The organism is Candidatus Magnetominusculus xianensis, from assembly GCA_001541255.1.
GTDB classification, from domain to species: Bacteria; Nitrospirota; Thermodesulfovibrionia; order Thermodesulfovibrionales; family Magnetobacteriaceae; genus Magnetominusculus; species Magnetominusculus xianensis.
In genome coordinates this window covers 1-23,628 of sequence record LNQR01000028.1, presented here as the reverse complement: position 1 = coordinate 23,628, position 23,628 = coordinate 1, and the positions used below count along the sequence as shown (strand labels likewise).

The following is a 23,628-nucleotide window of genomic DNA, read 5'->3' as shown; positions in this document are numbered from 1 at the left end:
AAACGCTTGAAGAAATCATACGGGAGGCATCAACAATAATATGAAAAAGAAGATTACAATAATAGGCGCAGGCCCTGGTGGACTTGCAGCGGCGATGCTGCTGTTAAGCAAGGGCTATGAGGTTGACATATATGAAAAGGAGGCGGCAGTTGGCGGCAGGACGGGGAGATTCTTCCTTGGCGATTATATATTTGACATAGGGCCGACCTTCCTGATGCTTCCACAGTATATGGAGGAAATCTTCAGGCTCTCCGGCAGAAACCTCCATGACTATGTTGAAATCACGCCGCTTGACCCATTATACAGATTAAAATTTGAGGATGGTACAGAGTTTTATCCCTCAATGGACATGCAAAAGACACTATCTGAAATTAAACGTGTGTTCCCAGATCAACTTGAAAACTATCTGAGATTCAGACATGACGAACACTACAGATTTAACCGTATAGAGCGGTGTTTTAAATCCTCCTATGACAGCGTGTTCGATTTTTTCAGGCCATCTTTTTTAGAGGCACTGCCACAGATGGACGCCGCTGGCAGTCTTAGAGGCAGGCTTGAAAAATATTTTACAGAGGAAAAGATGAGGCTTGCAATGACATTCCAGACAAAATACATAGGGATGTCACCGTGGCAGGCGCCGTCGGCCTATTCGTTGATTTCATATATAGAGTATCAATGGGGCATTCATCACGTAACGGGCGGCCTAAACCGACTCACTCTGGCAATGGCAAAGGTTATCGAAGAGTTCGGCGGCAGAATTCATACATCCACTATGGTCAAAGGCATTCTGACAAGGGGAAAAAAGGCAGCGGGCATTTGCCTTGAAAACGGCAGGGAGATAAAATCTGACTATGTCATAGTAAACGCTGACTTTTCCTATGCTATGTCAAAATTCCTGAACGATAGAAAAAAGTACACAGATGCAGACCTGAAAAAGCGTGAATACTCCTGCTCGACATTCATGTTATACCTCGGCATTAACAAGCAGTACGACATACCGCACCACAATTTGATTTTCGGAGAGGATTTCAAAGAATACATGGATGAGATAACACTGAAAAGGAGGCCGTCAGCGGCATCGCTGGTCTATATTCATAACCCCGCAGTTACGGACCATACGCTGGCCCCAAAGGGGAAGTCCCCAATATATATACTCGTGCCGGTTCCCAATAACAAGGCATCCATAAACTGGGATGACCTGAAACATGACTTCAGAAGACAGGTTCTTGACTTTATCTCCGCAAAAACCGAACTCAAAGACATAGAAAGCAGCATCGAACAAGAGAAAATCGTAACACCATTAGACTGGGAAAGAGATTTTAATGTTTATAACGGGGCAGTATTTAATCTGAGCCATGACCTGAACCAGATGTTTTACTTCAGGCCGCACAACAGGTCTGAGGAGTTGTCAAACTGCTATATAACAGGCGGGGGCACTCACCCTGGAAGCGGGCTGCCGAATATCTGCATATCCTCGGTAATAACGTCGGAACTTCTCATAAGGGCAGACAGCGGAGACCGCCGCTGGAGGTTTGACAACAAAGTCTATCTATAGGTACTGCTCCGGCAATCTTGATTTTCAGTGTTTCATGCCTGCCGATTATTTTCTAATATTGACCTGATAGTTCGGGCGTCCTCTGCGCTTATTGTTATTTCAGCTGCACCTGCTACGTCTTTGATATGCTGTGGTTTTGTCGTGCCAATAATTGCAGTGGTAATGCCCGGCTGGGCAATTGTCCATGCAGTCACAAATGATGCAAAAGAACAGCCATACCCTCCATAATTCATGATTTCCTTTATGTCGAGGACTTGCCGTGTATTTTCTGCTGTCATAGAGTCTAATATCCAGTTAATCGCCGGTTGTGCGAATTCTCTTAACGATTCAACGGTCTTGTCTGTCAGCACACCCCTGTGAAGCGGCGAATATGCCTGAAACCCTATGTTATTTTCTATACAATATGGCAGCTCGGAGTTCTCCAGTTTAAGGTTCAACATACTATATTGCGATTGCAGGGCAGATACACTGCCATAGCGGGCAGCCTCAGCGATTTGGGCGGTTGAAAAATTAGAGAGGCCATAGTATCGTATTTTTCCCTGTGCCTTAATGGTTTCAAGGGTTTCGATTGTCTGCCCTATTGGGGTATTAACATCAGGCCAGTGGACGAGATAGAGGTCTATGACGTCTGTATCCAGTCTTTTGCGTGTCTCATCGATTTCGTCAAGAATTGATTTCTTAGATGAGTCTTTATATATACCAGAGAGCAAGTTTTCTTTCCAGCGCAGGCCGCATTTTGTTGAAATAACAATTTTATCCCGAAATTTTTTCACGGCCTTACCAAGTATACGCTCCGAATGACCAAAGCCATATATCGGGGCAGTATCAAAGAAATTAATGCCAAGGACAAACGCCTCGTGAATCAAGGCGATGGAGTCATCATCGGGCAGGTTACTATAAAACGGCTCACCGCCAATTTCCCACGCTCCAAATGTGATGGGCGTTATGTACAGGGCCGTATTCCCAAACTGTCTTGTCTTCATGTCCTACCTCACGTTCAAACTACCGCCGTTATATTCAACGTAATAATACCATAACTAATTTGCCATTCACAATATGCAGGGGAATTCCATCTTGTAACATTGTATTATTTCTGCTAAATATGATATATTTTATAAAGTGGAGGATTTGCGGACTGATAAATTGTCGTTGGAATGGCACGGCAGTGCTTACGCTAGTGAATCGACGCTTCATCAAATATCACCTTATATAGGTAAGATGAAAACATCGATGTCAAAGGCACTCATAACCACTTTCACAAATAAGAATGATACTATCTATGATCCATTTTCAGGTTCTGGCAATGTTGCATTAGAAAGCTGGATTGCCGGTCGTAATGTTATTGCTTGTGACCTGAATCCATACGCTGCTTTAATTACAAAAGCAAAACTTTTTCCTGCATTATCGATAGAAGAATTGTTAATAAAAATATCCAATATAGATTATTTTGTTAATTCAACGCTACATGAAATAGATTTACAAGAAATACCCGAATGGGTCAGAGCTTTTTTCAACCCTAAAACCCTCATAGAAATTATTGCGTGGGTTAAGGTATTAAAACGGAATAGGGATATTTTTTTACTATCATGTTTGCTCGGTATCTTACATCACCAAAGACCTGGTTTTTTGTCATACCCCAGCAGTCATGCTGTACCATATTTGAGGGATAAAAAATTTCCTCAAAATGAATATCCAGAAATGTATGAGTATAGACCAGTTCGGGAAAGGATTGAAAAAAAAGTTATGCGTACTCTAAAAAGAGTGCCATTTCTCGATGTTAAATTGAAACGAAAATGTTACCAAAAGGATGCGGTGAAATTTTCTCCAAAAGAAATGGTGAATGCAATAATAACAAGTCCTCCATACATGAAACAACTAGATTATGGAAGAGACAATAGGCTTAGGTTGTGGTTTTTAGGAATTAACGATTGGAAGTCTCTCAATACCAAGATATCTCCTTCAGAGAAACAATTTATTATCCTTTGTAGAAATTGTTTAGAAAGGTGGAAAAGCGTTTTAGTCCACAATGGTTTGTGTATTTTAGTCATTGGTGATACATTCAGCTCAACATATAAAATGTCATTACATGAATTGTTAATACATATTGCTGTCAATGAGGTAAAGGGATATTCATTAGAATGGAAACATACTGAATCAATACCTAACATTAGAAGAGTAAGAAGAAACTGTGTAGGCAGTAACACAGAGACTATTATAGTGCTTCGCAAAAAATGAGGATATTGAATGGTTGACAGAAAAAATACTGAAGACCCATACGTAGGTCTTGATATTGCTGGCTATCAGCTAATAGAGAAGTTAGGCGAAGGGAGAATCGGGGTTGTTTATAAAGCACTTCGCAGTATGTTTGGAGATACCTTAGCATGTAAAATCATTCCACAAGATAAACTAAAAAACGGCTGGGAACGAGAATTAACAAAAGTTTTACAGCTCCGAGGAATACCACATATAATTCAGTATTATTCGCATGGAACTCATCTTGACAAACAACACAGAACGTTTGTCTGGATATTATGGGAGTACATAGACGGTATGAACTTAAAAGAATTTATTCATAACAACTCTCATATAGATATAGCTTTTATAGAAAATGCCTTAGACAACATCTTACGTGCCTTACACGCATGTAAATCTGTAGATATTAAGCATGGTGACCTACACACTGGTAATATCTTAATCTCCAAACCTGATGACCGATTGCCTAGAAGTCCGAGAAAGATTGTAGTCTCAGACTTTGGCTATGGTGGTTCTCACAATGATATAGACCCGAAGGATGATTATAAGCAGCTTCATTCAATCTTAATGAATCTCCTTCGCACATTAAACAAACACGAACTAAGCTCAAGAGATAAAATTATGCATGATAAACTATCTAATGAATTCAGCAGAACGCTGTTAGAAACAGATAAAACACAAGGTTCCTATGTACAAAATCCTGCGGAGATGATAAATGTATTGGATGAATTAAAGAAGGCCTCTGAACTTGAATCATCGGCTGCATCCAATAAAATAACAATCAAGGGACCCGGTGACTATTTGGTTGCAGAGGCGCTTGGAAATAACGTTGATGAATGGAAGGCCTTATTTGTTCCAGATTTCTTAGCTTCTAAAGAATTATTAAGTAGGAATATTACTGTATTGACAGGTGCAAGAGGTTGTGGTAAAACAATGACATTCAGACGATTAACTAGTTTAATGGATATAATTTTAGGATCGCCGTCAGCTGTAACAGAAGCAGATCAATTCGTCGGTTTTTATGTAAACTGCCGTGATATTATAGAAGCTTTCCCATGGGTGCCTAAACGAATAACGCAATATGCTGAACAACAAATCATACACTTTTTTCACCTGTTGTGGTTTAACGAGATCTGTAAAACAATAGCACTTTATGAAACAGACGAACCGTCTTCTCCTGAATCAATTCATTGGTTAGAGGACTTTACATCACGTATATTTGGTAACTTGTTTAAAAAAGCAGGTGTGAATATCCTAACACATGTCAGATCTTTTATAGAAAATGAAAAGGAAAGGTGTCGTTCAACAAAACTTGGCAAAAAACATAGCAGTAATGACTGGCCTCTTGCAAAATATGATTTTCTTGATTCTCTTCACAAAGAACTAATGGTACATATATTATGGATACAAAAGAAACCTGTCTTTTTTTTCCTTGATGATTATACTACTCCAACTATAACCAAAGAAGTACAGGCTATTTTGAATTCAATTATCTTTAAACGCAGGTCTGGGTTTTTTTTTAAAATATCGACTGAAGCATCAAACAGTTTTGAGAAAGTGGGACATAACAAAAAACCACTTGAGCTTAGTCACGATTTTGAGCTGATAGATTTATCTACCGTAAGCCTCATGCAATCAGAAAAAGATAGAATGGGTTTTATAGATAAGATTTTCAGACCAAGAATAAACCGTCACACAATATTACACGGTAAAGAACTTGGATTAATCGATATTTTGGGGAAAATGGAAATATCTAATAATGAGCTTGCTAGGCAGATGCGAACAACAGCTCTAGGGAAGGGTAAAATAAAGACCATATATAAAGGTATTGATGTATTTGCTGGGATGTGGTCAAGCGATATCAGAACAATGATAAGAATGTTTACAAATATGCTTCGCGAAGCTAACGGGAAATTAGACGATACTAATTATATTATTGATAATACCATTCAAAACAAAATTTATAGAAATGCAGGCGGTGAATTTATGGGGTACTCAAAGCTAGTAAAAAACCCTTATGAGTTTGAGAAAAAGCTATGTAAGAAAGACACTGTCATCAATTATGGGCCACATCTTACAGATATAATGGAAGCTTTTATTAAAGTATCACGATACGAGATGATATATGGAAACTATGTCAAAAATCAAGACTCATACCAACCAAAACAGGCCTTCCGCCTCGAAATACTTGATAAATTTGAACCAGAGAGTAGCGTTTTAGAATTTTATGATGGGTTGATACGCTGGCATATTTTTTTGCAGGATTGGCGAGGGAAAAGTTCTCGTGGCATGATTACACCAAGACTTTATCTAAATAGGATTCTGATTCCTTATTCAAATCTCACTTTTTCAAGTCATGATAATATACAGCTAACAAATGATGAGTTCAATAAATTATTGAAAGAACCAAAGAAATTTCCAGATTATTGGAAACATAAAAGAAAGAAAAATGAACGTGAGCCAGATTTATTTAAGGAGTGATTAAAGTGGATAATACACATATTATGTTCCCAGATATTAAGAGTGCTGATGAATTGACCGACGAAAAAATACGTCTTTTTATAGGTGCATATGGGTTTGAAGATCGCTCACTCGGCTGGATTAACTACCAATCTGGGCAGGGTCATATTTTATCCAGTGCTGTTCCAATCCATTATAATAACCCAAAAGGGAGAAACAAAATTAAGCAACTATATGACGCATTGTCTAATGCTGGAGCTAGTAATATATCAAAAGTAAATTATGACCATAATTCTCCTCATATTTTTCACGAATCACTAAAAGGTGCCCTCATTTCTTCTTTTACTAGTGTAGAAGAAATAATAATAGATATTTCATCGATGACAAAGTTGGCTATTCTTGTATGTCTAAGTACGCTTAGAGAATTTCGCGGTGCTATAAGAATAGTTTATTCCGAGTCTGACAATTATTCCCCTTCAGAGCAGGAGTATAAGGACTCTAAAGAGGATATGGAAATGTTCGCAAGATTTCCAACTGTCGGAGTTGGAACAATAATCAGAATGAGCTGCCTGAGCAGCATCAGAATGCAAGGTCAACCTGTAACTTTGATTGCTTTTGCTTCTTTTAACGAACAACTAGTCGCTCACATGCTTGGAACAATCAATCCTCATAGATTAATATTTATTAATCGCAAGCCGTCAAGGGAAGATTATAGTTGGCGTGAGAAGGCAACACAGGAAATTCATAAGAAGCTTATTGATGAATATAGTTCAAATAATCCCATAGACGGAAATGGCCTCCTTAAACGAACGGCAAGTACTCTCGATTATAGAGATACTATAAAAGAAATAGATGAAATATATAAAGAATTAGGCAACTATGAGAGAATAATATGTGCTGCCACAGGAAGTAAAATGCAAACTGTAGGATTGTTCTTTTCTAAGATTCTTCATCCTGATATACATATAGAATACCCCTCTCCTGACAGTTATTGTGTTAAAGGTGTTTCTACAGGCATACGGAAAGTCTATGAAATATATATAAGTAAATATAGTGAATTCATACAACAATTATCACAATACTGAAACTTGTAAGAGATGGAAAGAAACACAAGTCTGCTTTATCTGTCTGGCAGTAGACAATGTAATATCAAGCGTTAGGACATTCTCCATCTCTTGCCTGACCAACGCTTTAACCTCGTCAAGCTCTGACTCCGGTACTTCAAACAGGAGTTCATCTTGAATCTGTATGATCATCTTTGTCTTCAACCTGCTCAGTGTCCCTGTTTACCGTATAGGGTATGCCTCCAGCGCGTGCCTGAATATCTCATCAAGGGCAGCATTATGAATTTCAAATGTATCTGTCATCGCTTCAGCTGCTTATCAGCCGTATTCCCCCTTTTTAAAACCTTGTGGCACCTCTGTATTTCTTCACGAAAGTCAGCAGGGATTCTTGCCCAGTCAAGCACATCAACTAGTACAGGGATGTCACTGCCAGATATGGCCTCCCGCAGGGCGTACAAATCATCAAAAGGCTTCCCGTCAGCAGACGGATTACGCACCACGATATCAATATCGCTGCCTTCGTGTGCCGTGCCATTGATGCGGCTGCCGTAGACAAGTATGTCGGCGGCTGGGAGATGTTCTGAGGCCAGGCGCTCAATCGTACTCAACCAATCCGGCAAGTTTGAGCGGCAGGGGCACTGGTCAATCGCCTGCATTATAAAACCTCTCCCTCAACCCAGCCTCCAGTGAGCCAGCATCAATAATAAAGCCAGGCAGCAGGGCAAGTGTCCCCTCTGCAAACCCCACCCCATAGTCATGCGCCGTGTTGTTACGATTGTCACGATATCTAAACCATCTCTCTACGGAGTCAACCGTCAGAAGTCCATGCTTGCTGGCGTGGCGCAGAGTATCTTTAAATGTCCACGAGTCTACATCACGGGGCATCGCGTATGCCCTTAGCGCCTTGCGAAGCAGCTTAACAGATGTCTCCAGCGTCAGTTCAAACCCCTTGACCACAGCATTCCTGTACACTTCATACTCGACAGTATCAGGCACGGTAGAGCAGAGCATAGTATACGACGCCTCAAGAGTGCCTATACAGCGTGCAAGATGATCAGTTCTAAGAGTCACGCTATCCCCCAGCATATGTCATTATAAAACTAGATTAGCATTTCTCTTATTAAAACACAAGTGCAGAATTACTCCCAAGCTCCGACATTGAAAAGTTTAAAGAGTTTCCTTAGAAAAACTCCTTTTTACTTTCTGCGACACAACTGCATCCTGTCTCAAGAGAACCATACTACAATTCAATTGTAGCCAAATGAACCAAAATAATCAATGGTTACGTCTGAAACTTATAATAATGACAGAACTTCTAATCGGTGGCAGCAATGACAGACGCCTGTATTTGCTAAACTTTTGTATCTGCCCAATTCAACCCGGCCCCTATATCAACCTTTAATGCAACATCAAGCGTTAGGACATTCTCCATCTCCTGCCTGACCAATGCCTTGACATCGTCAAGCTCTGCCTCCGGTACTTCAAACAGGAGTTCGTCGTGAATCTGTAAGATCATCTTTGTCTTAAACCTGCTCAACGCTGCGTGGACTTTGAGCATTGAGAGCTTGATTATGTCTGCCGCAGAACCCTGTATCGGGCTGTTTATGGCGAGGCGCTCGGCCTGCTGCCTGATGTTCTTATTGCCGCTTTTCAGACCGTCTATCGGGCGGCGCCGCCCCATTATGGTCTGTGCATAGCCGCGTGTCGTTGTTTCTTTTATCGTACTATCTATGAAGCGGCTTACGCCCTCATAACGCTGAAAGAATCTCTCTATGTACTGTTTTGTCTGCGACTGCGGAATCTTAAGCTGCCCGGCAAGGCCAAAGGCCGACATGCCGTATATTATCCCAAAATTTATCGCCTTTGCCTGCCGCCTCATATCGCCGGTTACGACGCCGTCAGCGCCGGTAAGAACCTCGCGCGCCGTCTCCGTGTGAATATCTGCACCGTTTGAAAACGCCTCAATAAACCCTTCATCGCCGCTTAAATGCGCCAGCACCCGCAATTCAATCTGCGAATAATCCGCCGAGACTAAATAATGCCCCTCTCCTGCTATAAATGCCCGCCTGAATGCCTCGCCAAGCGCCCCTCGCACGGGTATATTTTGAAGATTCGGATTACTGCTTGAGAGCCTTCCCGTCGATGTACCGGCCTGATTAAATGTCGTATGAAGCCGCCCAGTTGCGGGATTTATATACGTGGGCAGGGCGTCGGCATATGTGTTTTTTAGTTTTGCCAGCGTTCGATACTGTAATATCTCAGCAGGAAGCGGGTGATGGTCTGCCAGAGTCTCAAGTACCCCGACATCAGTCGAAAGCCCCGTCTTGGTCTTCTTGCCTGAGGTAAGCCTGAGCTTGTCAAATAGTATCTCTGATAGCTGCTTGGGCGAGTTGATGTTAAACTCCTCACCGGCCAGAAAATATATACGCTTCTCAAGCGCTGAGACCTGTGCGCCCAACTCATCCGACAGCGCCTTTAATCTTACAGTATCTACCCTGATCCCACATTGCTCCATCTCCGCCAATATATAAATAAGCGGCGCCTCAACCTTCTCATACAACCGTGCAAGCGGTGTGCCCTCAATCTTTTTCGACAGCGCCACTTGCAGCCTGAGGGCGGTTACGGCCTCCTCCACTGGCGGCCCTGAATATAAGTCCAGCTCCTTGTTTTCTCCTTTGATTTTATAAGAAAGATACTCAAGGGCAAGCGCCCTAAGGCTATAGTCCTGACGGTTTGGGTTAATCAGATTTGCGGCCACCATTGTGTCATACAAATTACCCCTGACGCCTATCGAGTGCCTGTGAAACACATGGATGTCTGATTTTAAATTGTGCCCTATTTTTGCAATTGAATTGTCTGTAAGTATATCAGCGGCAAGCTGTGTCGGCCTTATACTGTAACCCATATTGGCGTCTATTGACAGGGCACATGAATCACCGCCATCTGGCGCGGCCTTAATAGAGACAGCGGCGGGTTGTTCTTTAAATGCCTCGTTGAATTCTTTAGCAGTGGCAAGCGCCGCTCTATTAAATGAAAAATCCTCGTAATCATCTGGTATGTATTTTAATAATGATGTGAATTCGTATTTTATAAACAGCGCTTTTAGTTCGTCGTAATGAGGCTCCTTTATCATCAACTGTGAAAGCGGTATGTCAAGCGGCACATCAGCGCTTACAACTGACAACTCGCGGCTCAGGCGTATGGCGGGGACATTGTCTTCTATCATCTTTCGAAGGCGGGCGTTTGGGATATTATTACAGTGAGCGATGAGTTCTTCAACAGTATCGTAGTCTTTAAGCAGGTCAGCGGCGGTCTTCTCCCCTATGCCTCTGACACCTGGTATGTTGTCTATCTGGTCGCCCGTCAGCGCCATAAGTTCAGGCACCTTCACGGGTGGGACGCGCAGACGGCTGATAACTGAGTCTATATCAAGGACAACGTTTTTCACAAGGTCATAGATTTTAATATGCGTATCTACGGCCTGAAGCAGGTCCTTGTCTCCGGTGACGATATATACCGTATTTGTGGCAGAGGCATAGCGCTTTGCCAGCACCGCCATTATGTCGTCAGACTCAAACCCGGGCAGCGCGATTACTGCAATGTTCATCGCCGCAAGCACCGCCGTGATTGGCTCTATCTGCATGATAAAATCCTCTGCGGGCGCTGAACGGTTGGCCTTATACTCTGTGTAGAGCTTGTGCCTGTGGGTAGGCTCAGGGGAGTCAAGCACTACGGCGATGGCATCCGGGGCCTTGTCTTTGATGAATTTAAACATCATGGCCGTAAAGCCGTATATGGCGTTTGTGGGAAATCCGGCGGAGTTTTTCAGTTCAGCAATGGCATGGAATGCCCGGTATATATAGGCAGTGCCGTCAATTAGATACGTGCTGGTGTGCTGCATCTCCATGTCAGTGAACTAGCACGTGCTGCATGAGCTTTTGTGGCAGCCGCCGCAATCGCCGCCGCTGTGGACGTGCTTATCTGTTCCCGCAGTGCCAAACAGGGACATCTTCTTTTTTACTTCTTTTGAACCGCATTTCTCACACTCAACTACAGTGTTTTTATTTACTATCATCTCGAAATCACAGTCGCACTTATTACAGTTGTATTCAAAAATCGGCATAATCAGCCCTCCCCAAAAAATGTTTGAAAAGTTCAGGATAAATTCATTGCCTCTCTGATAAGTTCCATCGTCTTTTCGGCCTCAGCCGCGGCTCGTCTATTTCCCGCGTTTAGAATATCTTTGAGCATCGATGGAGAGCCTGTCAGCTCTTCCCGCTTGCTCCAGAGCGGCTCAAGTTCTTTGCTGATATTTTTTATTAGTATGCGTTTGCAGTCAATACAGCCTATCTCTGCCGTCTTGCAGGCAGCCGCAACATGCGCTATCTCATCGGGCGATGAGAATATCTTGTGCAGTGCATAGACCGGGGATAGCTCCGGGTCACCCTTGTCGGTCTTTCTCTTTCTTGCCGGGTCGGTCATCATCTGCCTGATTTTTTTGTCGATTTGCTCAGGTGTATCACTGAGATATATGGCATTGTCATAGCTCTTTGACATCTTCCTGCCGTCAAGTCCGACGACCTTTGGTGATTCGGTAAGAAGAGGCTCCGGCTCTGTCAGTATGCCCTTTCCATATAGAAATTCAAACCGTCTGGCTATCTCACGCGTCAGTTCAAGGTGTGGGATTTGGTCAACCCCAACGGGGACGTGCCGCGCCTTGTAGATTAATATATCTGCGGCCTGCAGGACGGGGTAGCCAAGGAACCCGTATGTATTTAAATCCTTGTCCTTTATCTCTGTCTGTTTTTCTTTATATGTCGGTACGCGCTCAAGCCAGCCCAGCGGCGTTATCATGCTTAATAAGAGATGCAGTTCGGCGTGCTGTTTTACCGCAGATTGTAAGAATATCGTACACTTATTGGGGTCAAGCCCTGCGGCTATGAAGTTGATGAGCATATCGTGTTTGTAATCTGCTATCGGGGATGGATTGGCGTAATTGCTCGTCAGCGCGTGCCAATCGACCACACAGTAAAAGCAGTCATATATATCCTGAAGGCGCACCCAGTTTTTCAGCGCCCCTGCGAAATTCCCCAAGTGCAGGTATCCACTTGGCTGCATCCCGCTCAGTACACGTTCTTTCATATATCACTCCTCACATTAAACCGCCAAATGGCAGCATAAACAGACTTATCAGAAACTTGATAAATGCCTGTATTGGGTATATTATAATCCTTGCTAAACCGGTCATCCACAATATGAGAACGATGTAAATCCCGTAAGGCTCAAGCCTGCTGTACGCATATGCCTGTCTGGGTGGCAGCATACTTACGGCGATTCTGCCCCCGTCCAAAGGCGGTATGGGGATGAGATTAAAGGCCGCAATGAAAATATTAAAAGATACCCCGTATTGAAGCATCTGCAACACCGGCGGCATAACCTTAGACGAAATCAAATCTGAATCCATATGAGGCAGCACATTATAAAGTAGAACGAGAATAAGCAGGCTCACAATCGCCAGAATAATATTCATCACTGGCCCGGCGGCTGAGACAATGGCAGAGTCCCTCCTGGGGTTTTTCAGATTTCGGTAATCCACGGGGACGGGCTTTGCCGAGCCGAATATAAACATCCCGTTAGAGACAATAAAAAGCACTATTGGCAGGATTACAGTGTTTACCGGGTCAATGTGCGCCAGGGGATTAAATGACAGCCTGCCCATAGAGCGGGCTGTCGGGTCGCCAAGTTTATCAGCGACCCACCCATGCGCCACTTCGTGAAACGTTATCGCAAACAGTATAGGAATTGCCGCAACTGTCAAACTCCTCAGTGTGTTGACTATATCCAATTGTTAGATTTCACTTAATATCTTGTCTATAATCGTTCGGGCGGCAACGATTGGGTCTATAATGACGCTGTCCATGTCCTTTGCCTCTCTCTTGTTGGAAAGGAATGTGATTCTATCCTGCATCCTTTCTCTGAGATATGACAGGTAGCGCTTGTCTCTCGACGGTTTGTACTTCTTCTCAAAATCCACGCCGAAGAGTTCCTTGCCGTTTTTGGGGATTAGCAGCCCCTGAAATGCCTTCCACTCCCGCCACTCGATAGTGCCGCGAATCAGTTCAGTCATTATCTTCAGGGACAGGGTCTTGGGAATATCTATCTGCTCATCTGCTGTACCGAAGGCGTGGGTGTTCATGATGTAGCACTCTGTACCTGATTGAAAGAGCTTATTAAACTGCTGGCAGTCCCACATCAAAGGATGCACTCGGAATGGATTTGCAAACGGCTCAATTACTAATCTGCCCAGTTCTTTGGGGTCAACGTTTTCTACGCCCTTTGCCCTCATCGTACTCAGAGAAGCACCCATTGCCACCTTAAGCCATGGGTTTTTTATCTTACACACGGGCGGCAGCGACGGGTCCTTTTGCAGCCATACAACCTTGCCCGGCTTTTCGCAGTAATCAGTATGATTAAACATGTCGCGGGTCTTGATACAACGGCCATTTCTGTTGCGTATATCCTGACAGACCAGCTTTACCTGCCCGTCGGGAACCATTGTAACGGCGACGTTTTGGGCAGTATAAAAATACTTTATTATCGGGTCTTCGTATGTTACTGCATCTGTCTTGTCAAAGAGGCTTGGCTCTATCGGGACAGAGAAGTTGTTGTTTAAATCGATGAGAAAGGCGTCGTCATGGATGACAGTAACGTGTTCGTCAGCGCTTAGTGTGCCTTCGTGGTCGGGGCTGTTGGTGATAGAGGATTTGCCGCTTCCTGAAAGGCCAAAGACTGCAACAGGCAGGTTATTGCCGACTTTTTTGATACCGCCGTGACAGGCAACCATGTTCTGCCTCACACCGATTGCCCATGCAAGCGTTAGTGTGCCCTTTTTGCGCTCTCCAAAATATCTCAGGCCAAGTATGGCGATACAGTTTTGCATCTCATCGACAATAATCAGGCCGTCGGGGAAGTCAGGATGCGACCAGTCTGAATCTGCCAGCACCATGATGTCATGTTCGTCGAGTTTGCGTGAGTTTGCGTATGTATCTGTCCAGGGCGCCATCCACGGGGCAAAGTTAAACGCCCAGTCGAGCATATTCTTGGCATCTGTACGCGGGCTTATCAAGAGTGCCCTCAGCATGAAATCTGGATGTACACCGACGATGCCTTCCATCAGGAAGGTCTCTTTTTTGTTGAAGTGATAGACGGCCTCACGCAGGATTGTCATGTACTTATCTTTCTCTGCGCCCATCTGCCTTACAAGGCGTCTGGCCTTTGCCGTCCTTCCCACGATAGAGCCGTCGTTTGAGACAAGCACCTTTGCCTCTGAGGGAAGCCCGTAGACTTCCGGTTTATACATCGGCTCTGTTGTCACAATCACTTCGGGCTGTTTGATGGAATACTCGTAGAGTTCCCTCATGTTGGTCTTTTTTACAGAGTTTGCATACATCGCGCTTTCAATTATCGCCCGCCACTGTGAGCCGGGTACCTTATGCACACTTGCCATAGTTTTATACTCCCGTTTATTTAGATTTTAGACAAATCAACTTTGGGTCATCCCTTATATATTTTCGGCCCTTATATATTTTCGGCCATCTCCCATATGCCGCATGGACACACACCGGCGCAAAACCCACACCCTATGCAGAGGGCGGCATCGACCACGTACTCATAGCCTATATCGTCAGTGGTTTCCTTTCGGCTTATTGCCCCGTAAGCGCAGACGGCCTCACACATGTGACAGTCTCTGCACACGGCACAGGACATACACCTGTGGGCCTCCTTCTGCGGCGTAAACGATGTGTCTCTGCACTCTTCATAATAGGCGTCCTTGACCTTTGCGTAACCAATCTGCATCTTTGGCGCCGGTCTGTTGTATGAACGGCCACAGAGCAGGGCGTGTGCCGCGTCTGCCGCCTTTTTCCCGTGACCTATAGCATGGGTAACAAGGCCAAGACTTGTAGCGTCTCCAATTGCGAATACCTTGGGGTCTGAGGTATGACCGGCCTCGTCAGATTTAATCCAGCCGTTTTTGTCTGTATGCACAGACTGCGGCAGAAAATCCGTAATTGGCGTATCTCCTATAGATACAATAACCTCGTCAGCCTCAAACGTGCTGCCATAAGGATAAGCTGCGTCTGATTTAAAGTATATCTTTCTTTCGGCCTTTACGTACCTTTCAGTAAACTTTGGCCATACTATTTTAGTGCCAAGCGATTTGGCAATCTCAAGTTCCTTACCGGAGGCCGCCGGTTCCTGAACATCGATGGCCGTTACAGTACATGCGCCACAGTGGAATGCCTGTGCCGCCGCGTCCATTCCTACGTTTCCCGCGCCTATGATTACTATGTGCTTATCTTTGAAGTCAGGCCTTTTGCCAGTATTAATACCGCGCAGAAAATCGTAGGCATTTAGCGTGTCTTCGTAGCCGTGAAATGGAAACAACCTTGGCTTATGCGCCCCGCAAGCAACAATCACCGCGTCGTTCGTGGCATGTATCTCTGTGAATTTAGCAGCGTCAATCTTAGTTTTCAAATGCACTGTGACGCCGATTGATTTAAATCTCTCAAGTTCGTGTGTGAGAATCTCCTGAGGCAGCCTTTCCCTTGGGATGCAAAGCTCAAGTTTGCCGCCAAGTTTCTCCTCAGCCTCGTAGAGCGTTACATCGTGACCCTTTAAGGCAAGCTGCCAGGCTGATGAAAGCCCGCCCGGGCCGCCGCCTATTACTGCGGCCTTTTTGCCGGTCTTTGGAGCAGGCTTCGGGGCCTCTGTCTTCAGGCTTACCGAACCCAGACCTTTGATATTTAACGGCATGTCAACATGTGAGCGTGTACATGCAGTCATGCAGAGATTCGGGCATACCTCGCCGCAGACAGTGGCAGGAAGCGGTGAATACTGTAGAATAAGCCCTATGGCCTCCTCAGTCTTCTCAGCACGAAGCAGCGCTGCCCGCCGCTGAGTCGGTATATCGCTGGGACATGCGGCCTGACACGGCGGGGCGTACTTACTATTTCTCCACTCCGGTCTGAACCTCCTGTCCTGCCCTGTGGTTATATATGGAAGCGGGGTCAGTGGATGCGTTACGTACTCGGCAAATATACCGCCCTTCCCTACCCCTTTATCTGTCGTATTTTCCCAGATGTTTTTACGAAAATCTGCCATCGTCTTCTTGATTGGACTGCGTTTTGCCCGTTCCTGAGCCGTGTATGGCAGGAGTTTTTTCCACGCTGAGTGTGACGAGGAAAGCTCATCATAATGGTCTTCTCTGTCTATTGCCTTAAGGTATAACTTTAAGTTTTCCTTAAGCCACTGCCAATCCTGGTCTGACAAATCAAGCAGCCTGACATCGCCCTGACTGTATGACGAATCAATCTTGCCTCTGAAATATACCACCCCACCGACCATCCCTACGCACGGCCTGTAGCCCAGGATATTTTCAGGATTTCTTGGATTGACGCCGCAGACAACGGCTATACCTCCGGCCTTAAACTCAGCAAATGTGTCGCCAACGTCTCTAAAATACCATGATTCCGGTGGATTGAACTTTGGATTGTGTTTGGTCATAGTGTCGCAGCGCGCGCCACCGCCACCCTGGACATAGAGCTTGCCCTGGGCTGCCGCATTGTGAGCGCCGTTTGTTACGTCGCCAAGCACTGTGATATTGGCGCCGCAGTTTAGCCAGCCCACATCGTCTGAGGCGCTGCCCTTTAGTATTATATCTGTGCCGAACATGCCCATGCTGCCTAGACGCTGCCCTGCCTGCCCTTCCACGACAACCTTTACGCCGTTGTCATGCGGCCATATGCGCCCGCCGATGCCGTGCTGACCGTCGGCCACTATCTTCAGTTGCTGCGCCCCGGCCCTTACTGCCTTTTGTATCTCTTCCTCCATAAGCCTTGAAGGGACGCGGCCGCCGTCTATGTTTCCTCTTATCTCTATAATTGCCATATCAGTCTTCTTTAACCTCTCTTTCTGGCTCGCTTAACATACGTAGCTGATGTTCAATCTCTCTGCGATTGCCGGGTCGTCTGCGCTGATTGCATCGGACATCCCAATAGGAAGTTCTGTGCTCCTTCCCAACGGGGCAAATATCTTCTTTAACTCTGTATCGAGGGCCTTGTAGACCTCTACGACGCGCATCGCTACCTTATCCACGTCAAGCCGCCGGTAGAGCTTCGGGTCTTGTGTGGTAATCCCGCGCGGGCAGCGCCCAATGTTGCAGACATTGCAGCGGTTGTTCTCATCACCTAGGCACCCGGCTGCGGCCTGCATAATATATTTTCCTATCGACACGGCTGAAGCACCAAGCATTATCAGGGCCGCTGCGTTGGCCGCCAGATTGCCCTTTTTCCCAACACCGCCTGCCGCTATCAGCGGGAGTTCGTTTTGTTTGCCCTGCTTTACCAGATCAAGATAGCAATCCCTCAGATTTGAGGCAATCGGATGCCCCATCTTGTCCATAGATACGTTATATGCGGCCCCAGTGCCGCCATCCTCGCCGTCTATTGACAGCCCAGCGGCAAACGGGTTTCTGACGAGATTATTAAGGACGGCCTTTGCCGTGCGCGTCCCCGAAATCTTCGGATACACCGGCACTCTAAAACCCCATGCCATTGACATCGACTGAATCATCTTGGCAACGGCCTCTTCAATTGAGTACTTGGTCTGGTGTGTGGGGGGAGATGGTAAATCCACACCCTGGGGAACGCCGCGTATCTCAGAAATTAGTTTTAAGACTTTATGGGCCATGAGCAGCCCTCCGTCACCGGGCTTTGCCCCCTGACCGTATTTTATCTCTATCGCACACGGGTCTTCAACCATATGCGGAATTGCCCTGATTATCTCATCCCAGCCAAAGTACCCGGAGGCAATCTGTGGAATGAAATATTTCACGAACCGCGACTTAAGAAGTCTCAAAGGCATCCCGCCCTCACCGGAACACATCACAACTGGCATACCCTCGACTTCATTCAAATATGTTATGCCCATAGCAAGACCTTCCCACATCGTGGGTGACAGCGCCCCTACGGACATACTTCCTATCATTACGGGATATATCTCTCTGACCGGTGGGATGAACTTGCCGCCTGAGGCGTCCATCTCTCCGCTGCCGTTTACGAATTTAACCGGCAGCTCCTCAGCCGGTAAAATCCTGCCCAGATACGTGCGAATGCGAAACTCATGTCTGCCTGCGTCGAGGGCCGGGTCTGTGAGCATTGAGATTCTTGTGAATTTGAGCCTGTCAAGCGTTGAGACCAGCGGGTCGTTTCTCCTGCCGCCTCTGGTGTATGCACCTCCGGCAGCATTTTTGTGAATCAGAAATTTATTGTTTGGATTGTACTCCGGCTCTATGGCCTCATTGGGGCATACGAGTGAGCATGTGGCACAGCCCGTGCAGTAGTTACCAATATTCGTCGATTGTTTTATCACCGTGACGACCTGTCTTTCCACATGTGGAGTTGGCGTAGCGCCGGAGGATGATACCACCCTCTTGGCAATCACAGCGGGTGTGATGGAGAACATCGGGCAGACAGCAGTACACCTGCCGCAGCGCTTACACCTGTCATCACGCCATTTTATTAGAAAAGGAAACTCCTTTAAGGTCAGTTCATGGTTGTTGTCCAACCTTGCAACTGGTTCCATACCTTTACCTCCTCAGCCCCGGGCGAGACGATGACCATGTCGTACCTCATCGGGAATATATCCTTATTAGCATCTCTGTCGGGGACTGCCCTGTTAAGGCCGCACTCCTCAGAGACGAGTGAAATTTTTCCTTTCTTGCCGCCAACAACACCGGGTCTGAGTTTCTTTGAATCCTGAACCATAAAGCACGTCCCATCGGGCGCGAAACCGATGACGCAGTTTGGGCCGTCTATACAGAGGGGCCTCAGGCTCTTCTTTAGATGTCCGACGAATGCCTTATCCGGGCGTTTGTCTATCTCAGTGGGTTTAAGCGGTGTTATGATGTCCTTGTAATAATGAAGCGGGTAGTTCAGCCCCCTGGCTGCGTAATGCAGTATGTGAGTGAAGACCTCGCTGTCGCTGTTATAGCCTATGTAGCCCGGGAATCCCCTGCTTGCCAGAAATTCCCTGATAGGGACAAAGGCGGTGTTCTCGCCGTTTGTCATTGAGCCGAAGCCCTGGATAAAAAATGGATGGCAGGCGTAGAGATTAATCGCATAGTTTGTATTCTGCCTGCCCTGGGCAAATATAATCTTTGCCTTAAGCGTTGAGTCGTCAAGGCCGAAAAACTCACAAAGCTCAAGCGGGTCGCCCACCTCTTTCAGAGTAACTACATCCGGATAAAACGAGAACACGATGATAGACTCATCTGACTCGCCCATCTTACGGAGCGTTAGGCGTGTCTTAAGAAGCAGCGCTTCTTTTTTGTCCAAACTCAGGTCATTGATCCCTTTCGGGTAGTCGTAAACCCGTGCGAAGTAGTTATCGCGGGCTGTTATCCCCCTGACAGGTTTAATCTTTGGCGTCCACGTGTGAACGAGTGTAAAACCCGCCGCGTCCATATAACGATTCAGTGCGGCAAGCCCTGCGTCAGAGCAGATGCCAGAGAGTACCGGCTTGTCCTTAAGAGACTCGAACTCTCCGCCGAGATCTTTCAGGATAAGGCCCATGCCTGAGCCGTCATGCCCTTCTTTCATTGTCTCAAGTGTCAGGATATTCTCAACAGGAGAGAAATAGTCCTTTGCGGTTATAGCACTTAAACGGCACATGTATTCAACCCCTTTTAAACAATATCTTTATTTTAGCAGCATTTCTTGACAAAATCATAAAATATCTACATTTTTTGCCGCGCTTTCTAACGCTGGCCCCCTATTATCAGCCATAAGTTCGGTACTATATCACAAATATTTGAATATGTCAAATATATGTTTGCAGCCATCCTGTGTAACCCCGCATTGACAAACATCGCCAAAATCAGATATAATTGCACATCATGACACAACACAGGAATTGATTATATGAAAGAACACGGTTCAAAAAAGGCAATCTATGCCGCCTGTGCCGCAAATTTCGGGATAATGGTAATAAAGGCTATTATGGCCTTTATATCAGGAAGTTCTGCGATGTTTGCTGAGGCCGTTCATTCGGGCGCCGATATGGGTAATCAACTCCTCCTGCTTGTCGGCATGAAGAGAAGCACAAAGGCCTCAGACAAGTTCCATCCCTTCGGCTATGGGAAAGAACAGTATTTTTGGGCATTTTTGGTTGCGGTAGTGCTTTTTGTTTTGGGGGCAGCGTTTTCGTTATACGAAGGTGTCCACAAGATAATGCACCCCGAAGAGATAAAGCACCCGCTCTATGTATTTATCGTCCTGGGGACTTCGATATTGCTTGAGGGCGGTTCATTTTTGGTCGCGTTTAAGGAGTTCAAAAAGACAAACAAGGGCAGTATTTTACGTAACATAAAGCGGTCGAAGGACTCAAATTTAATCGTTGTCTTAGTTGAAGACACGGCAGCGCTTGTGGGAATGATAACGGCCATTATAGGCGTGACGCTGGCGGTCTTAACAGGTATGTCGGTATTCGATTCGATTGCCTCAATCGTCATAGGCCTAATTTTAGGAGCCGTAGCCATATTTCTTGCTAACGAAATGAGAACCCTTCTAATCGGAGAGGCGGCCTCAGACGAAACCGTTGAGCAGATTCGCACTATTGCCGGGTCAAAGGATTCTGTCGAAAAGGTAGGCGAAGTCCTGACTATGCACATGGGGCCTGAAGAAGTAATAGCCACAATCGATGTTGACTTTAAAGACAATATCAATGTAGGAAACCTTGAGACAATTATAGATGAAATCAAAAAGGAAATCAGGCACAAAATTCCTTCAGTTAAAAGGGTATATATAGAGGCCGAGACACTCTCTAAAGTATGTTCAGGCTAAAGTATGTTCAGGCTAAAGTACGTTCAGATACTTAAGCATACCCCTTGCCGCACGTCTTCCCGTTGACATCGCATGAATCACTGTGGTAAATGTCCCAGGGGTTTTGGTTATGTCACCTCCGGCAAATACGCCGGGGATTGAAGTCATCAGGGTCTCTGCGACTGTTTCGATGTAGCCTGCCCTATCGACTTTTAGTTTTGGGGTTGTTCTGGCAATTATTGGGTTTGCTAGTGTGCCCAGGGCGTAGATTACCGTATCTACGTCTAAAAAGAAACCGGTTTCACCGCCTCTGATGCAGTCCATGCCGCTGACCCAGCCCTCGTTGTCTGAAATAATTTCTTTCACCTCTGTAAGCCAGATGAACTGAACACCCTCTTCCATTGCGTGGTGGAGTTCCTCTTTACGGGCCGGGCTTTCTTCTAATCTCTTTCTATATACGATATAGACATTGTCAGGTCTTAGGCGCAGCGCCGTTCGTGCTGAGTCAATTGCCGTGTTGCCGCAGCCTATTACTGCAATGTTTTTTCCTATCCCTACAGGAGTTCCGTATCGTGGGAAATCATACCCGTGCATCAGATTTACCCTTGTTAAAAACTCATTGGCAGACATCACACCGTTTAACGATTCCCCCTTTACGCCTAGTCCCATCGGATAACCAGCACCGGTTCCTATAAATACCACATCGAATGACAACTGGCCCATCAACTCCTCAATTGTGTGAATCCTGCCGATTACCATGTTTGTCTCTATCGTCACGCCAAGCCTTGTCAAATTGTCAATCTCACGAAATACGATTTCCTTGGGCAGCCTGAACTCAGGTATCCCATAGGTCAGCACACCACCGGGCAGGTGCAGTGCTTCAAACACTACAACGCTGACTCCGGCCTTTACTAAATCATAAGCACATGCAAGCCCAGCCGGGCCTGAGCCAATAATTGCAGCCCTCTTGCCGATTGGCTTAATTTCATGCGTATCATGCCAGTCGTTCTGCCGTGCCGTGTCCCCTACAAACCGCTCCAGAAGCCCAATGGATACGGGTTCTTGTTTTTTCCCAAGTACACAGGCTGCCTCACACTGCCTCTCCTGTGGACATACCCTGCCGCAAATTGAGGGAAACAGGTTGGCCTCACTGATTGTCTCATATGCTTTTTTATAATCACTTATCGATATTAAGTTAATGAATCCCTTTATGTTTATCCTGACTGGACAGCCGGTAATACACAGCGGCTCCTTGCACTGCAGACATCTACCGGCCTCGGTTATAGCCTCTGCCTCTGTGTAACCACAGACGACCTCTGTGAAATTAGTATGCCGCGTCTCAGGGGGCAGGTGTGCGGACGCCTGTCTTTTAATTACTTTTTTGGGCATCTCTTAAGTCCAGGGACTGTTTTTCGTATTTATGGAAGCGTTTCTGGCGAATGATTAATTCATCGAAGTTCACAAGATGACCGTCCATGTCCGGGCCATCGATGCAGGCGAATTTCACCTCACCTCCAATGCTCACCCGGCAGCTTCCACACATACCAGTGCCATCAACCATTATGGGATTTGCCGAGATAATTGTTTTTATGTTGAGGGGACGCGTAACTTCGGCACACGCCTTCATCATAACAAGCGGGCCAATTGCAATGACGCGGTCAATTTGCCTCTCCATAATAATGCGTTTTAACGGTTGCGTAACTAAACCCTGCTGCCCGTATGAGCCGTCGTCGGTAACTATAATTGTCTCATCGGAGTACTCACGAAAGCGTCCTTCCCAGAACATTAGGGACATAGACCTAAAGCCAATTATAGATATTGTGCGGCAACACTTTAATTTTAAAGCACGTAGTATTGGATAAACCGGTGCAACGCCCAGTCCGCCACCAACTAAGACCGTAGTCCCGAAGTTCTCAATCACTGATGCCTCACCAAGCGGCCCGGCGATGTCCAGTATTCGGTCACCGGCCTTATATGCCATCATATCAAGCGTGCTTTTCCCTGCTGCCTGAATGACTATTGTAACAGTACCTGAGACTGCGTCAAAATCTGCAATGGTTAAGGGAATGCGCTCTGACATTTCATCGCAGTGGACAATGACAAACTGACCCGGCCTAGCTGCCCGCGCAATCTCCGGCGCCCTAACCTCCCACAGGAAAGTCGAAGGTGAAAATTGCTCTGTCCTTGTAATCTCAAACATCGTTAACTGTGATTATAACATTAATACTGCGCTTTCGTGCCAGGAGTTGAGCGCTGGGGCAGGGCAAACGCATTAGAAAAGTACAACATAAATTTCCTCTTATGGATTCCCGCTTTCCAGACTGTATCATAATAGCACCCCCCTTTCTTTTGAGGGGTGGGCGTAGCGGCTAGGCAGCTGGGGTATTTTAAAATAATTGAATAATAAAATTATTAT

General features: G+C 45.7%; 19 protein-coding genes. 5 read left to right on the top strand and 14 right to left on the bottom strand.

All coding sequences use genetic code 11. The annotated features are described in order from the left end of the window. The first annotated feature begins 40 nt into the window (after positions 1–40). Positions 41–1,555, top strand: coding sequence for a phytoene desaturase family protein (locus ASN18_RS03595; RefSeq protein ID WP_085051242.1), 1,515 nt, complete (start codon positions 41–43; stop codon positions 1,553–1,555). Between the two features lie 32 nt (positions 1,556–1,587). Here ASN18_RS03595 and ASN18_RS03590 read toward each other — a convergent pair whose 3' ends face one another. Continuing rightward, positions 1,588–2,538, bottom strand: a complete 951-nt coding sequence (locus ASN18_RS03590) for an aldo/keto reductase (protein ID WP_085051241.1) — start codon at positions 2,536–2,538, stop codon at positions 1,588–1,590. Between the two features lie 247 nt (positions 2,539–2,785). Between ASN18_RS03590 and ASN18_RS03585 the strand changes: the two genes are divergently transcribed. From ASN18_RS03585 to ASN18_RS03575, 3 genes are read left to right on the top strand one after another with little or no spacing between them, the layout of a single operon-like run. Beyond that, complete coding sequence (locus ASN18_RS03585) at positions 2,786–3,790, top strand: DNA methyltransferase (RefSeq protein ID WP_236861485.1); 1,005 nt, start codon at positions 2,786–2,788, stop codon at positions 3,788–3,790. Between the two features lie 9 nt (positions 3,791–3,799). Further along, complete coding sequence (locus tag ASN18_RS03580) at positions 3,800–6,289, top strand: ORC-CDC6 family AAA ATPase (protein ID WP_085051239.1); 2,490 nt, start codon at positions 3,800–3,802, stop codon at positions 6,287–6,289. Between the two features lie 5 nt (positions 6,290–6,294). After that, positions 6,295–7,353 (top strand): hypothetical protein, encoded by a 1,059-nt coding sequence (locus tag ASN18_RS03575; protein ID WP_085051238.1) that lies wholly within the window; start codon positions 6,295–6,297, stop codon positions 7,351–7,353. On the opposite strand, the gene ASN18_RS03570 is transcribed toward ASN18_RS03575, so the two are convergent. From ASN18_RS03570 to ASN18_RS03520, 11 genes are all read right to left on the bottom strand, one after another. Beyond that, positions 7,342–7,536, bottom strand: coding sequence for a DNA polymerase (locus ASN18_RS03570; protein WP_306688580.1), 195 nt, complete (start codon positions 7,534–7,536; stop codon positions 7,342–7,344). The genes ASN18_RS03575 and ASN18_RS03570 overlap by 12 nt on opposite strands. A 95-nt stretch (positions 7,537–7,631) precedes the next feature. Next, the gene (locus tag ASN18_RS03565; protein WP_085051236.1) at positions 7,632–7,988 is read right to left on the bottom strand and encodes a nucleotidyltransferase family protein; all 357 of its coding nucleotides are present in this window, start codon (positions 7,986–7,988) and stop codon (positions 7,632–7,634) included. Beyond that, the gene (locus ASN18_RS03560; protein WP_085051235.1) at positions 7,975–8,403 is read right to left on the bottom strand and encodes a nucleotidyltransferase substrate binding protein; all 429 of its coding nucleotides are present in this window, start codon (positions 8,401–8,403) and stop codon (positions 7,975–7,977) included. The genes ASN18_RS03565 and ASN18_RS03560 overlap by 14 nt, the downstream gene beginning before the upstream one ends. Before the next feature lie 280 nt (positions 8,404–8,683). Beyond that, positions 8,684–11,239: a DNA polymerase I gene (polA, locus tag ASN18_RS03555; protein ID WP_085051234.1), complete on the bottom strand. Its 2,556-nt coding sequence runs from the start codon at positions 11,237–11,239 to the stop codon at positions 8,684–8,686. Positions 11,240–11,248: 9 nt separating this feature from the next. Then, positions 11,249–11,455 (bottom strand): FmdB family zinc ribbon protein, encoded by a 207-nt coding sequence (locus ASN18_RS03550; protein WP_085051233.1) that lies wholly within the window; start codon positions 11,453–11,455, stop codon positions 11,249–11,251. A 32-nt stretch (positions 11,456–11,487) separates the two neighbouring features. Next, the gene (gene trpS / locus ASN18_RS03545; RefSeq protein WP_085051232.1) at positions 11,488–12,474 is read right to left on the bottom strand and encodes a tryptophan--tRNA ligase; all 987 of its coding nucleotides are present in this window, start codon (positions 12,472–12,474) and stop codon (positions 11,488–11,490) included. A gap of 10 nt (positions 12,475–12,484) precedes the next feature. Beyond that, positions 12,485–13,150, bottom strand: coding sequence for a site-2 protease family protein (locus ASN18_RS03540; protein WP_236861484.1), 666 nt, complete (start codon positions 13,148–13,150; stop codon positions 12,485–12,487). 30 nt (positions 13,151–13,180) lie between these two features. After that, a complete protein-coding gene (locus ASN18_RS03535; protein ID WP_085051231.1) occupies positions 13,181–14,839 on the bottom strand; it encodes a phosphoenolpyruvate carboxykinase (ATP) in 1,659 nt (552 codons plus the stop codon). A gap of 71 nt (positions 14,840–14,910) precedes the next feature. After that, a complete protein-coding gene (locus ASN18_RS03530; protein WP_085051230.1) occupies positions 14,911–17,280 on the bottom strand; it encodes an FAD-dependent oxidoreductase in 2,370 nt (789 codons plus the stop codon). Between the two features lie 33 nt (positions 17,281–17,313). Continuing rightward, positions 17,314–18,975, bottom strand: coding sequence for a glutamate synthase-related protein (locus tag ASN18_RS03525; protein WP_085051229.1), 1,662 nt, complete (start codon positions 18,973–18,975; stop codon positions 17,314–17,316). Then, entirely contained in the window at positions 18,936–20,063 is a 1,128-nt protein-coding gene (locus ASN18_RS03520) for a class II glutamine amidotransferase domain-containing protein (RefSeq protein ID WP_085051228.1), read from the bottom strand. The genes ASN18_RS03525 and ASN18_RS03520 overlap by 40 nt, the downstream gene beginning before the upstream one ends. Before the next feature lie 249 nt (positions 20,064–20,312). Here ASN18_RS03520 and ASN18_RS03515 point away from each other — a divergent pair, with 249 nt between their 5' ends. After that, complete coding sequence (locus ASN18_RS03515; protein ID WP_085051227.1) at positions 20,313–21,233, top strand: cation diffusion facilitator family transporter; 921 nt, start codon at positions 20,313–20,315, stop codon at positions 21,231–21,233. A gap of 12 nt (positions 21,234–21,245) precedes the next feature. Here the strand turns inward: ASN18_RS03515 and gltA are convergent, their stop codons facing one another. Together gltA and ASN18_RS03505 are read right to left on the bottom strand one after the other, a co-directional pair. Further along, a complete protein-coding gene (gene gltA / locus ASN18_RS03510; protein WP_085051226.1) occupies positions 21,246–22,601 on the bottom strand; it encodes an NADPH-dependent glutamate synthase in 1,356 nt (451 codons plus the stop codon). Next, positions 22,582–23,412: a sulfide/dihydroorotate dehydrogenase-like FAD/NAD-binding protein gene (locus tag ASN18_RS03505; protein WP_085051225.1), complete on the bottom strand. Its 831-nt coding sequence runs from the start codon at positions 23,410–23,412 to the stop codon at positions 22,582–22,584. The genes gltA and ASN18_RS03505 overlap by 20 nt, the downstream gene beginning before the upstream one ends. Between the last annotated feature and the right edge of the window lie 216 nt (positions 23,413–23,628).

Bases quoted from the DNA above. Each gene is read 5' to 3' on its own strand.
- ASN18_RS03595 (WP_085051242.1), top strand. From the start codon at position 41: ATGAAAAAGAAGATTACAATAATAGGCGCAGGCCCTGGTGGACTTGCA.
- ASN18_RS03590 (WP_085051241.1), bottom strand. From the start codon at position 2,538: ATGAAGACAAGACAGTTTGGGAATACGGCCCTGTACATAACGCCCATC.
- ASN18_RS03585 (WP_236861485.1), top strand. From the start codon at position 2,786: ATGTCAAAGGCACTCATAACCACTTTCACAAATAAGAATGATACTATC.
- ASN18_RS03580 (WP_085051239.1), top strand. From the start codon at position 3,800: ATGGTTGACAGAAAAAATACTGAAGACCCATACGTAGGTCTTGATATT.
- ASN18_RS03565 (WP_085051236.1), bottom strand. From the start codon at position 7,988: ATGCAGGCGATTGACCAGTGCCCCTGCCGCTCAAACTTGCCGGATTGG.
- polA (WP_085051234.1), bottom strand. From the start codon at position 11,239: ATGGAGATGCAGCACACCAGCACGTATCTAATTGACGGCACTGCCTAT.
- ASN18_RS03550 (WP_085051233.1), bottom strand. From the start codon at position 11,455: ATGCCGATTTTTGAATACAACTGTAATAAGTGCGACTGTGATTTCGAG.
- trpS (WP_085051232.1), bottom strand. From the start codon at position 12,474: ATGAAAGAACGTGTACTGAGCGGGATGCAGCCAAGTGGATACCTGCAC.
- ASN18_RS03535 (WP_085051231.1), bottom strand. From the start codon at position 14,839: ATGGCAAGTGTGCATAAGGTACCCGGCTCACAGTGGCGGGCGATAATT.
- ASN18_RS03530 (WP_085051230.1), bottom strand. From the start codon at position 17,280: ATGGCAATTATAGAGATAAGAGGAAACATAGACGGCGGCCGCGTCCCT.
- ASN18_RS03525 (WP_085051229.1), bottom strand. From the start codon at position 18,975: ATGGAACCAGTTGCAAGGTTGGACAACAACCATGAACTGACCTTAAAG.
- ASN18_RS03520 (WP_085051228.1), bottom strand. From the start codon at position 20,063: ATGTGCCGTTTAAGTGCTATAACCGCAAAGGACTATTTCTCTCCTGTT.
- ASN18_RS03515 (WP_085051227.1), top strand. From the start codon at position 20,313: ATGAAAGAACACGGTTCAAAAAAGGCAATCTATGCCGCCTGTGCCGCA.
- gltA (WP_085051226.1), bottom strand. From the start codon at position 22,601: ATGCCCAAAAAAGTAATTAAAAGACAGGCGTCCGCACACCTGCCCCCT.
- ASN18_RS03505 (WP_085051225.1), bottom strand. From the start codon at position 23,412: ATGTTTGAGATTACAAGGACAGAGCAATTTTCACCTTCGACTTTCCTG.